This is a genomic window from Pseudomonas sp. AN3A02 (genome assembly GCF_011765255.1).
Classification (GTDB): Bacteria; Pseudomonadota; Gammaproteobacteria; order Pseudomonadales; family Pseudomonadaceae; genus Aquipseudomonas.
Map to the genome: position 1 here is coordinate 307,821 of NZ_JAARNI010000003.1, position 10,969 is coordinate 318,789.

The window sequence follows — 10,969 nt, forward strand, 5'->3', positions numbered from 1 at the left end:
GTAGCCCGTGTTATCTATTCGTTTTTCGCGAGCAAGCTCGCTCCTACAGTTGATCCGGTTCCAATTGGGCGTTAGCTATTCGGCAACAACCGGCAAGTAATGCTCTTGATATACCGGGTCTCGGCAATCGCCGGGTGCACCGGGTGATCCGGGCCCTGGCCGCCGCGTTCCAGCATCTGGATATTGCGGTCCAGGTGACGGGCGCTGGTCAGCAGGATGTTTTGCAGGTCATCTTCAGGCAAGTGCATCGAGCACGACGCGCTGACCAGGATGCCGTCCTTGCTGAGCAGGCGCATGGCTTGCTCGTTCAGGCGGCGGTAGGCGCCTTCGCCGTTTTTCATGTCTTTCTTGCGCTTGATGAAGGCAGGCGGGTCGGCCACGATCACGTCGAAACGCTCTTCGCTGGCTTTCAGCTCTTTGAGGGCTTCGAACACGTCGCCTTCGATGCAGGTCATCTTCTCGGCAACGCCGTTCAGTGCCGCGTTGCGCTCCACGCCGTCGAGGGCGAAGGCGGAAGCGTCGACGCAGAACACTTCGCTGGCGCCGAAGGCTGCGGCTTGCACGCCCCAGCCGCCGATGTAGCTGTACAGGTCGAGTACGCGCTTGCCTTTGGCATACGGGGCCAGGCGGGCGCGGTTCATGCGGTGGTCGTAGAACCAGCCGGTCTTCTGACCCTGGATCACTGGCGCTTCGAACTTCACGCCGTTTTCTTCCAGGGCAACCCACTCCGGCACCAGGCCGAATACGGTTTCGACGTATCGGTTGAGGCCTTCGGCATCACGCGCGGCGGAGTCGTTCTTGAACAGGATGCCGCTCGGCTTGAGCACTTGGGTCAGTGCGGCGATCACGTCTTCCTTGTGGGCTTCCATGGTCGCCGAAGCGATCTGCACCACCAGGATGTCACCGAAACGGTCAACCACCAGGCCAGGCAACAGGTCGGAATCGCCATACACCAGGCGGTAGAACGGCTTGTCGAACAAGCGATCGCGCAGGGACAGGGCCACGTTGATGCGGTGCACCAGCAGCGACTTGTCCAGCGGCAGCTTGATGTCGCGGGACAGCAGGCGGGCGCAGATCAAGTTGTTCGGGCTCATGGCCACGATGCCGAGGGTCTTGCCACCGGCTGCTTCCAGGATCGCCTGGTCGCCTGCCTGGAAGCCGTGAAGAGGTGTGGCCGCCACATCGATTTCGTTGCTGTAGACCCACAGGTGGCCGTTGCGCAAACGACGATCGGCGTTGGCTTTGAGACGCAGGCTTGGCAGGGACATGACGTCGCTCCGGAAAAAAGAGCGGGAGTATACCGTGTTGTTTACTACTTGGCGGCGCCGCCGGACATGTGGGAGCGGGCTTGCTCGCGAAAGCGGAGGATCAGTAAACACATTCGGTGGCTGACACACCGCTTTCGCGAGCAAGCCCGCTCCCACATTTGATCCGGTTCAGTTCGGGTTTTTGAGGTGTCAGCCGAGTCTTTATAAAGGTTAGAATCGCCGCCTAGTCCAGAGTGTGCCCCCTATGTCCCAAGAGCTATCCGCCGAACAGATCCAACAGAGCCTCCAAGGCATCAGCGTGCCGCCTCAACCGCAAATCATGGTGGATTTGCAGATGGAGCAGTACATGCCCGATCCGGACCTGGAAGTGATCGCCCGGCTGATCGCCCAGGACCCGGGCCTCTCCGGCTCGCTGCTGAAGATCGTCAACTCGCCGTATTACGGGCTGAGCAACAAGATCGTCTCGATCCAGCGCGCGGTGAACCTGCTGGGCAGCCGCTCCATCATCAACCTGATCAACGCGCAGTCGATCAAGGGCGAGATGAGCGACGACACCATCGTCACCCTCAACCGTTTTTGGGACACCGCCCAGGATGTGGCCATGACCTGCCTGGCCCTGGCCAAGCGCACCGGCAGTCAGGCGGTCGATGAAGCCTACGCATTGGGGCTGTTCCACGATTGCGGCGTGCCGTTGATGCTCAAGCGTTTCCCGAACTACATGAGCGTGCTGGAAGAGGCCTACGCCAACGCCGGCCCGGAATGCCGTGTGGTCGACACCGAGAACCAGGCGTTCAACACCAACCATGCCGTGGTGGGTTACTACACCGCCAAATCCTGGCGCCTGCCGGAACATGTGACCGATGCCATCGCCAATCACCACAATGCCCTGGCGATTTTCAGCGACGAGTCCAACCACAAGCCGCAGCTGAAAAACCTGCTGGCGATCCTGAAAATGGCCGAGCACATTTGCGCGTCCTACCGCGTGCTGGGTAACCAGGTGGATGACCATGAGTGGAACGCCATCGGCCCGCTGGTGCTGGACCATATCGGCCTGTCGGACTACGACTTCGAGAGTTTGAAGTTGTCGATCCGCGAGCTGGGCGCGCACTAACCCTTTCTCCTAGAGGTAAACATGCCCGAGTTACCGGAAGTCGAAACCACCCGGCGCGGAATTGCGCCGCATCTGGAAGGCCAGCGGGTCAGCCGTGTGGTGGTGCGTGAGCGGCGCCTGCGCTGGCCGATCCCGGAAGACCTGGATGTGCGGCTGTCCGGGCAACGGATCGTGCTGGTGGAACGGCGGGCCAAGTACCTGTTGATCAATGCCGAAGTCGGCACCTTGATCAGCCATTTGGGCATGTCGGGCAACCTGCGCTTGGTGGAGGCCGGCAGCCCGGCGGCCAAGCATGAGCATGTGGATATCGAGCTGGAGTCGGGCCTGGCCCTGCGCTACACCGACCCGCGACGCTTTGGCGCAATGCTCTGGAGCCTCGACCCGCTGAACCACGAACTGCTGATTCGCCTGGGGCCTGAGCCGTTGACCGACCTGTTTGACGGCGAGCGGCTGTTCCAGCTGTCCCGTGGACGCTCGATGGCGGTGAAACCGTTCATCATGGACAACGCGGTGGTGGTGGGCGTGGGCAATATCTATGCGACAGAAGCGCTGTTTGCCGCCGGGATTGATCCGCGCCGGGAAGCCAAGGGCATTTCCCGTGGGCGTTATCTGAAGCTGGCGATCGAGATCAAACGCATCCTGGCGGCGGCCATCGAGCGCGGCGGCACCACGCTGCGGGACTTTATCGGCGGCGACGGGCAGCCGGGGTATTTCCAGCAGGAATTGTTCGTCTATGGCCGTGGTGGCGAGGCGTGCAAGGTCTGTGGGACCGAATTGCGCAGTGTGACGCTGGGGCAGCGGGCAAGTGTGTTCTGCCCGAAGTGTCAGAGCTGAGAATTTGTGGTGCTGCTGATGGCCTCTTCGCGAGCAAGCCCGCTCCCACATTCGTTCGAGTTCCACCTTTGGAATGCAGTCGAATGTGGGAGCGGGCTTGCTCGCGAAGGGGCCTAACGAATCGCCAAGGGACTTAGGCCTTGCCGGTAATCAGCCGGTACTTCTCCATCAGTTGCTCTTCCGTCTCCGGATGAGCCTCGTCCAGGGGAATGCAATCCACCGGGCAAACCTGCTGGCACTGGGGTTCGTCGTAGTGGCCGACACACTGGGTGCACAGGTTGGGGTCGATCACGTAGATCTCCTCACCCTGGGAAATGGCAGCGTTCGGGCACTCGGGTTCGCAGACGTCGCAGTTGATGCAATCGTCGGTGATGATCAGGGACATGGAAACTCCTGCCAGGGCTGTCAGCCAAGGCATCTGAAAACTAATGCGCGCAATTGTGCCGCATTGGCGCCCCTGTGGCGAGGGGGCTTGTCTGTGGCGAGGGGGCTTGTACCCCGTTGGGGCGCGAAGCGGCCCCGAATCAGGCGATTGGGTTTTACCTGAAACTACGCGGCGTCTTTATTGGGGGCTGCTTCGCAGCCCAACGGGGGACAAGCCCCCTCGCCACAGACAAGCCCCTCGCCACAATAAGCCCAAAGACCAGAATTACTTCTTGAAGCGCAGCGTCAGCGCATCCGCCACAGCCGGGTGCACAAACTTGGTGATATCCCCGCCCAATGCCGCGATTTCTCGCACCAACGTCGAGGAAATGAACGAATAACGCTCCGACGGCGTAAGAAACAGGCTTTCCACGTCCGGCGCCAGTTGGCGGTTCATGTTGGCCAGCTGGAATTCGTATTCGAAGTCCGACACCGCGCGCAGGCCGCGCAGGAACACATTCGCGTTCTGCTCCTTGGCAAAGTGCGCCAGCAGGGTGGCAAAGCCGACCACTTCAACGTTGGGCAGATGCTTGGTGACCTCACGGGCCAGCTCCACGCGCTGTTCCAGGGGAAACAGCGGGTTTTTCTTGGGGCTGGCAGCGACCGCGATAATCACATGGTCGAACAAGCGCGAGGCGCGTTCGACCAGATCGCCATGGCCCTTGGTGATTGGGTCGAAGGTACCTGGGTACAACACTCGGTTCATCGCGTCGTCCTGGCGGAGTCCGTTGGGGAACCGGATGGTATCGCAGCCATCCCGGTCGGCCAAGTCAACTTATTCAGAAGAAAGCACTATAGACACCGCGAATACCCGGTTTTTTCAGGCCGTTTTCAGACGTTCGGCCAACGCTGTCGCCAGTTGCGCGGTCAATCCATACACCGATAGCTGCGGGTTAGCCCCAATGCTGGTAGGGAATAGCGAGCCATCGTGGATCGACAGATTACGCAGTTGGTGATGGCGCCCAAGGCTGTCGGCCACCGCATTTTTCGGTTCTTCACCCATGGCGCAACCGCCCATCACATGCGCGCTGCCGAGCCGCGTGCGATGCAATTCGAGGTTCAAGCCGTCAATCATGCTGCGGGCTTCGGCCAATGTGTTCACGTAGCGCGCATCCCCGTGCAGCGGCATCACCGACTTGGCGCCGCCGGCGAACTGAATCTCCGCCATGCTGTGGAAGGCCCGGCGCAGGCCGTCCCAGGCGTAGGGCGAGACCTGATAATCGAGCACCGGGGTGCCATCGCCGCGTAATTCGACCGTGCCGCCCGGGCTGTCGGGGTGAAAGCCGTCGCGCAACAGGGCAAGCATCGCGTGAGTGTTCGGCAGTTGGCCCATATCCAGGGCGTTCTGGGTGCCATAGCCGCCGAGCAAGGTGCTGGCCAGGCCGGGATGCAGTGGCGGCACTTCGAGCTTGTAAGACATTTTGCCGGTGGTGCCGTCCTGCCATTGGAAGTGATCGGAGTAAATCGACTGCGGCGCACCGTAGAACGGGTTGATCACCTCGTCGAACAGCCCGGCAGAAAAATTCACCAGGTGCAGAAAGGTCCGTTTGCCCAGGCGCGAATGGGGGTCGGGCGCATCGGAACGAAGCAGCAGCGCCGGGCTGTTGATGCCGCCGCCGGCCAGTACGTAGTGCTTGGCTTTGACCGTGATTTTGCGGCCTGTGGGAGCCACGCAATACTGATCCATGGCCACGCATTCGAGACAGGTGATGGTGTCGCCGCTGAACTTCAGGCGTTCGGCGCGGGCCAGGTACAGCAACTCGCCGCCTTTCTCCAGGGTGGACGGAATGGTCGTCACCAGCATTGATTGCTTGGCGTTGACCGGGCAACCCATGCCGCAATACCCCAGGTTGAAACAGCCGCGCACATTGCGCGGGATCACGTGCCAGCTGTAGCCGAGCTTTTCGCAGCCTTTGCGGATCACGTCGTTGTTGGCATTCGGCGGCATGGCCCAAGGGGCGATACCGAGGCGCTGTTCCATTTTTTCGAACCAGGGTGCCATCTCGGCGCTGCTGTGGCCCTTGACCGCGTACTCGCTGGCCCAGTGGGCGAGGGTCGGGTCCGGGGTGCGGAAACTGGAGGTCCAGTTGATCAGCGTGGTGCCGCCGACCGCTCGGCCCTGCAAAATGGTGATCGCGCCGTCCTTGCTCATGCGCCCGATACCTTCCTGGTACAGGCTGGCGTAGGCCTCGTCTTCCAGCAGCTTGAAGTCGTTGCTGGTTTTCAGCGGGCCTTCTTCGATCAACAGCACCTTGTAGCCGGCGGCGCTGAGGATTTCGGCGGTGGTGCCGCCGCCGGCACCGCTGCCGATGATTGCGACGTCAGCCTCCAGGGTCAGGTCCTGGTCGAGGGCGGCGCCATTGTGGGTTTTCCAGCCGCGGGCCATGCCATCGCGGAACAGATCAGGTACGGGCATCAGGGTCTTCTCTTGTTTTTATCGGGATGCGAATCAGATTTTCGGTGGGCCGGGGTAGCCGCAATGCGCCCAGGACTCGGGGCGGAAATACCAGGCCATGATCACCAGCTTGAGCAACGAGCCCTGGCCCATGCGCAGCAGGTTCAAGTAGCTGTTTTCCCAGCGGTGCAGGAAGTTGCGGATCTGCTCGCTGCTGGCGTTTTCCCAACTGCCCCACACCCCGGTCAGCGGCCCACGGGTGACCGCCATGCCCAGTACGTCGAACAGTTGCTGGGTGAGCTTGAACATCTCCGGCGACAGGTGTTGCAGGCTGAAGTCGAGCTTTTTCAGGGTGTCGTCGATGCCGGCTACCACCACCTCGGCGCTGGCCACACCTTCGAGCAGCACCGGAATCACCGCCCGCAAAAACGGCAGGTCACTGCTGCGCAACATCGCAAAGCCGCTGGCCGGGGTGCTGCTGGAGCAGCCGCTGAGGCTGGCGCCAAGCCCGGCGGTGGCCAGGAAGGCGCTGGCGCACAGGCCGAGTTTCAAGAAGCCGCGCCGTGACAGCGCGGGTGATTCAGTCAGGCTTGGGTTCATTCTTATTGTTATCCCGATGATGGGTTTGTTAGCGGACGAACAGCTTCTGGATCAACTTCTGGATGGATTTGCCATAGGGCGGGTAAATCAGCTTGGCCGCGTTCAGGCGCTGCTTGATCAACACACCCTTAGCCTTGCTGAAGGTCAGGAAACCTTCATGGCCGTGGTAATGGCCCATGCCCGACGGGCCGATGCCGCCGAAGGGCATGTCGTCCTGGGCTACATGCAAGAGGGTGTCGTTCAGGCACACGCCGCCGGAGTGGGTCTCGTGCAGTACGCGGTTCTGTTCCGCCTTGTTGTAGCCGAAGTAATACAGCGCCAGTGGGCGAGGGCGCTGATTGATGTAGGCGAAAGCCTGGTCGAGGCCGCGATACGGCACGATCGGCAGCACCGGGCCGAAGATTTCGTCCTGCATCACCGTCATGTCATCGCTGACATTCAGCAGCAGGCTGTGGGCCATGCGGCGTTCCTGGCCCTGGTCGTACAGTGGGATCAGGGTGGCGCCCTTGTCGGTGGCGTCTTTCACGTAGCCGTTGAGCCGGGCCAGTTGTCGTTCGTTGATGATCGCGGTGTAGTCCGGGTTGTCGGCCAAGGTCGGATAGAACCCGCGAACGGCTTTGCTGTAGGCCTCGACGAAACCGTCCACACGGTCTTCCGGTACCAGCACGTAGTCCGGCGCCACGCAGGTTTGCCCGGCATTCAGCGCCTTGCCGAAGGCGATGCGTTCGGCGGCGTCCTTGAGCGGTACGTCGGCGGAAACAATCGCCGGTGACTTGCCGCCCAGTTCCAGGGTGACCGGTGTCAGGTGCTCGGCCGCAGCGCGCATCACGTGTTTGCCGATGCTGGTGGCGCCGGTGAACAGCAGGTGATCGAAGCGCAACTTGGAAAACGCCATGCCGACTTCCGCTTCACCGAGCACTACACACACCAGGTCTTCGGGGAAGATCTTCGCCAGCAGCGCCTTGAGCAACTGGCCGGTGGCGGGGGTAGATTCGCTGAGCTTGAGCATCACCCGGTTGCCGGCCGCCAACGCGCCCACCAAAGGGCCGATGGCCAGGTACAGCGGGTAGTTCCAGGGCACGATTACCCCGACCACGCCCAGCGGTTGATAGATGACTTTGGCCGACGCGGGCTGGAAGGCGATGCCTACAGCGCGACGGGAAGGTTTCATCCAGCCTTTGAGGTGTTTGCTCGCGTAGTGAATGCCATGCAGGCTGGGCATCAGTTCGGCGAACAGGGTTTCGTCGGCGCTGCGGTGGCTGAAGTCACGGCTGATGGCGTTGATCAGCGCCTGGCGCTCATCGCTCAGCAGCTCGCGCAAGGCCTTGAGCCATTGCTGGCGCTGGGCGGCGGGCGGCATCGGGTTGGCCGCGTAGGCTTGGCGCTGAGCGTCAAACAGGACCTGGAGCTGGTCCAGCGCCTGGGAATCTTGCAGGTAGGCAACGTTGGCAGACATGGCGAAGTTCCCGATTGTTATTGGAATGCTTCAGTTTTTAGAGTCATTACTCTAAATTGTCAAATAACATTGCAAGTACATGCCGATTTATCCGGACAAGGATAGTCCGTAAGATGCCGTCATCACGGGTCTAGAAGTTGATTTCCCATGGCACCACGAGTCAAGACCAGCGAGCGCATTGTGCAAACCAGCCTGGAGCTGTTCAACCAGCAGGGCGAGCGCAGTGTCAGCACCAACCATATCGCCGCCCATATGGAAATTTCCCCGGGCAACCTGTACTACCACTTCCCCAACAAGCAGGCGATTATCGCCGTGCTGTTTCGCGAGTACGAAGCGTTGGTGGACAGTTTCCTGCGCCCGCCCCAGGGCCGCGCGGTGACCGTGGAAGACAAACGCTTCTACCTGCAGGCGGTGCTCGCCGGCATGTGGCGCTACCGCTTCTTGCACCGCGACCTCGAACACCTGCTGGAAAGCGACCCGGAACTGGCCACCGGCTACCGACGGTTTTCCCAGCGCTGCCTGATCCAGGGTGCGGCCATCTATCAGGGCTTTGTCGATGCCGGCATCCTGAACATGGACCCGGTACAAACCGAAGCCCTGACCCTCAACGCCTGGATCATCCTCACCTCATGGGTGCGCTTCCTGTGCACCACCAATGAAAAATCCACGCACCTGAGCGCCGAGGCGATCAAGCGCGGTGTGTACCAGGTGCTGGTGCTGGAAGCCGGGTTTATCACCCCAAAAGCCAAGGACGCGGTGGATGCGCTGTTCAAAGAGTTTTACGTGCCGTTGAATCAGGCGCTGGAAGAAGTGAAGTAGGATGTTTCCCGAACGCTAACGTAGCCACAGGAGTCAGTCATGCCGCTTGCCCAACTGATCAGCCCCCAGCAACTGGCCGAGCGCCAGAAGTCCGGCGGGCTGGTGATCCTCGATTGCCGCTTTGCTCTGGAAGACCCGGACTACGGCCTGTGCAGCTACGCCGAAGGGCATATCGAAGGGGCGCAGTATGCCGATCTGGAGCGCCACCTCAGCGGGCCGATAATCAAGGGCGTGACCGGTCGCCATCCGCTGCCTGCGGCGGATGCGTTTATCCGGCAACTGCGGGCATGGGGCGTTAGCGCCGACAGCGATATCGTTTTGTATGACGACGGCCCCGGTGCCTATGCCGCCCGCGCCTGGTGGCTGCTGGCCTGGCTGGGCAAGCGCGACGGAGTGTTTATCCTCGATGGCGGCCTGAAAGCCTGGCACGCGGCGGGCTTCCCCCTGAGCCTGGATGCGCCGGTGATTGAGCCCGGCACCTTCAGCGGCTCGCCGGACAACCACCTGCAACTGGATGCCGAACACCTGCAAAAACGCCTCGGCCAACCCGGCCTGACCCTGATCGACGCCCGCGCCCAGCCGCGCTTTCGCGGTGAAGTGGAGCCGATCGATCCGGTTGCCGGGCATATTCCCGGTGCGCAATGTGCGGCGTTCAATGAAAACCTGGGCAGCGACGGCCGTTTCCTGCCGGCGGACCAGCTCAAGCAACGCTTCGCCGCCAAGCTGCAAGATCGCTCGCCGGATGACCTGGTGGCTTACTGCGGCTCGGGTGTGACGGCGTGCCACAACCTGTTTGCGCTGTGTCTGGCGGGTTACCCGTTGGGCAAGTTGTACGCGGGGTCGTGGAGCGAGTGGATCACTGATCCAAAGCGGGAAGTTGCGACAGGCGACTGAGGTCTGCCTGACCCGGTCTGATCCAAAGTGTGGGAGCGGGCTTGCTCGCGAAGGCGGTGTGTCAGGCACAGATGTATTGGCTGACACTCCGCCTTCGCGAGCAAGCCCGCTCCCACATTTTTATCCGCGTTGTGTCAGCAGCCACTCCGGGATTCGTCGTTCCAGGTAGTAAGTCGGCTGTTTCAACGTGCCATCGACAAACCCCACATGCCCGCCCTTGGCCAGCAGTTCGAACTCGGTGCAGTCCGACAACTCGCTGGGCTCGGGCAGGCTGTGGGCGAACACGAAGGGATCGTCGGCGGCCTGGATGATCAGGGTCGGCGTGCGAATCGACCCGAGGTAATAGCGGCTTGAGGCCCGGCGGTAATAGTCCTCGGCGCTGAGAAACCCGTGCAGCGGCGCGGTGACGCGGCCGTCAAAGTCCCAGAACGTGCGCATCTTCTCCAGTGAGCCCAGGTCGGCCAGGGTTTTCAGGCCTGCCTCGTGGCCATCCTTTAGAAATCGGCTTTGTTTGACACGGATATAGGCCACCATTTCACGCATGAAATGCTTCTGATAAACCCGTGAAAACCCCAGCCCGATGCGATCTGCGCACTGATCCAGGCGAAACGGCACCGACACGGCTGCCGCGCCTTGCAGCCCGGAGGCTTCGCCAGTTTCCCCCAGATGCTTGAGCAGCACATTCCCGCCCAGCGAATAACCCACCGCATACAGCGGCGCCAACGGGCGCATGGCCCGCAAGTGAGCGATGGTTTCGGCCAGGTCTTCACTGGCGCCGGAATGGTAGCTGCGGGCGAGCAGGTTGGGTTCGCCGGAACAGCCACGCCAGTTCAGTGCCACGCTGGCCCAGCCTTGAGCCGCCAGGGCTTTTTGCAGGCCGGCTACGTAAGGCGAGTTGGACGAGCCGGTCAGCCCATGCAGTACCAGCACCAACGGGGTGGTTGCGTCATGGGGCCCGTGCCAGTCGAGGTCGAGAAAGTCCCCGTCTGCGAGCCACAGCCGTTCGCGCTGGCGTTCGATATGGGTGGTTTTGCGCCACAGCGGTCCCCACAACGTTTGCAGGTGCGGGTTGCCGAGGCCGAAGGCGGGGGTGAAGCGGTCGGACGTTTTTGACACGATGATTCTCGCGGCAGGTGGCAGAGCGGATAAGCAACCTGTGGCGAGGGAGC

The 10,969-nt window shown here is 61.6% G+C and carries 11 protein-coding genes; 4 read left to right on the plus strand and 7 right to left on the minus strand.

What is annotated here, in order from left to right; genetic code table 11:
• Positions 1-71: 71 nt before the first annotated feature.
• Complete coding sequence (locus HBJ59_RS15920; RefSeq protein WP_003213799.1) at positions 72-1,268, minus strand: class I SAM-dependent rRNA methyltransferase; 1,197 nt, start codon at positions 1,266-1,268, stop codon at positions 72-74.
• Positions 1,269-1,566: 298 nt separating this feature from the next.
• Between HBJ59_RS15920 and HBJ59_RS15925 the strand changes: the two genes are divergently transcribed.
• Positions 1,567-2,379, plus strand: a complete 813-nt coding sequence (locus HBJ59_RS15925; RefSeq protein ID WP_173860309.1) for an HDOD domain-containing protein — start codon at positions 1,567-1,569, stop codon at positions 2,377-2,379.
• A 21-nt stretch (positions 2,380-2,400) separates the two neighbouring features.
• The gene (mutM, locus tag HBJ59_RS15930) at positions 2,401-3,213 is read left to right on the plus strand and encodes a bifunctional DNA-formamidopyrimidine glycosylase/DNA-(apurinic or apyrimidinic site) lyase (RefSeq protein WP_076013010.1); all 813 of its coding nucleotides are present in this window, start codon (positions 2,401-2,403) and stop codon (positions 3,211-3,213) included.
• Between the two features lie 133 nt (positions 3,214-3,346).
• Here the strand turns inward: mutM and HBJ59_RS15935 are convergent, their stop codons facing one another.
• The 5 genes from HBJ59_RS15935 to HBJ59_RS15955 all read right to left on the minus strand — a co-directional run bounded on the left by HBJ59_RS15935 (position 3,347) and on the right by HBJ59_RS15955 (position 8,087).
• Positions 3,347-3,598, minus strand: a complete 252-nt coding sequence (locus HBJ59_RS15935) for a YfhL family 4Fe-4S dicluster ferredoxin (protein WP_003213796.1) — start codon at positions 3,596-3,598, stop codon at positions 3,347-3,349.
• 264 nt (positions 3,599-3,862) lie between these two features.
• A complete protein-coding gene (coaD, locus tag HBJ59_RS15940) occupies positions 3,863-4,342 on the minus strand; it encodes a pantetheine-phosphate adenylyltransferase (RefSeq protein ID WP_049711086.1) in 480 nt (159 codons plus the stop codon).
• A 114-nt stretch (positions 4,343-4,456) separates the two neighbouring features.
• Complete coding sequence (locus HBJ59_RS15945) at positions 4,457-6,052, minus strand: GMC family oxidoreductase (RefSeq protein ID WP_167664082.1); 1,596 nt, start codon at positions 6,050-6,052, stop codon at positions 4,457-4,459.
• 33 nt (positions 6,053-6,085) lie between these two features.
• The gene (locus tag HBJ59_RS15950; RefSeq protein WP_167664083.1) at positions 6,086-6,631 is read right to left on the minus strand and encodes a twin-arginine translocation pathway signal protein; all 546 of its coding nucleotides are present in this window, start codon (positions 6,629-6,631) and stop codon (positions 6,086-6,088) included.
• Between the two features lie 28 nt (positions 6,632-6,659).
• Positions 6,660-8,087, minus strand: coding sequence for a coniferyl aldehyde dehydrogenase (locus HBJ59_RS15955; RefSeq protein ID WP_167664084.1), 1,428 nt, complete (start codon positions 8,085-8,087; stop codon positions 6,660-6,662).
• 147 nt (positions 8,088-8,234) lie between these two features.
• Between HBJ59_RS15955 and HBJ59_RS15960 the strand changes: the two genes are divergently transcribed.
• Together HBJ59_RS15960 and HBJ59_RS15965 are read left to right on the plus strand one after the other, a co-directional pair.
• Positions 8,235-8,906 carry a TetR/AcrR family transcriptional regulator gene (locus HBJ59_RS15960; protein ID WP_003213791.1) on the plus strand — a complete coding sequence of 224 codons (672 nt, stop codon included), beginning with the start codon at positions 8,235-8,237 and terminating at the stop codon, positions 8,904-8,906.
• A gap of 39 nt (positions 8,907-8,945) precedes the next feature.
• Positions 8,946-9,800 (plus strand): sulfurtransferase, encoded by an 855-nt coding sequence (locus HBJ59_RS15965; protein WP_167664085.1) that lies wholly within the window; start codon positions 8,946-8,948, stop codon positions 9,798-9,800.
• 120 nt (positions 9,801-9,920) lie between these two features.
• On the opposite strand, the gene HBJ59_RS15970 is transcribed toward HBJ59_RS15965, so the two are convergent.
• Positions 9,921-10,916, minus strand: coding sequence for a hydrolase (locus HBJ59_RS15970; protein ID WP_167664086.1), 996 nt, complete (start codon positions 10,914-10,916; stop codon positions 9,921-9,923).
• Positions 10,917-10,969: the final 53 nt, after the last annotated feature.

Coding starts and splice junctions, on each gene's coding strand:
- HBJ59_RS15920 (WP_003213799.1), bottom strand. CDS start 1,268: ATGTCCCTGCCAAGCCTGCGTCTCAAAGCCAACGCCGATCGTCGTTTG.
- mutM (WP_076013010.1), top strand. CDS start 2,401: ATGCCCGAGTTACCGGAAGTCGAAACCACCCGGCGCGGAATTGCGCCG.
- HBJ59_RS15935 (WP_003213796.1), bottom strand. CDS start 3,598: ATGTCCCTGATCATCACCGACGATTGCATCAACTGCGACGTCTGCGAA.
- coaD (WP_049711086.1), bottom strand. CDS start 4,342: ATGAACCGAGTGTTGTACCCAGGTACCTTCGACCCAATCACCAAGGGC.
- HBJ59_RS15945 (WP_167664082.1), bottom strand. CDS start 6,052: ATGCCCGTACCTGATCTGTTCCGCGATGGCATGGCCCGCGGCTGGAAA.
- HBJ59_RS15950 (WP_167664083.1), bottom strand. CDS start 6,631: ATGAACCCAAGCCTGACTGAATCACCCGCGCTGTCACGGCGCGGCTTC.
- HBJ59_RS15955 (WP_167664084.1), bottom strand. CDS start 8,087: ATGTCTGCCAACGTTGCCTACCTGCAAGATTCCCAGGCGCTGGACCAG.
- HBJ59_RS15960 (WP_003213791.1), top strand. CDS start 8,235: ATGGCACCACGAGTCAAGACCAGCGAGCGCATTGTGCAAACCAGCCTG.
- HBJ59_RS15965 (WP_167664085.1), top strand. CDS start 8,946: ATGCCGCTTGCCCAACTGATCAGCCCCCAGCAACTGGCCGAGCGCCAG.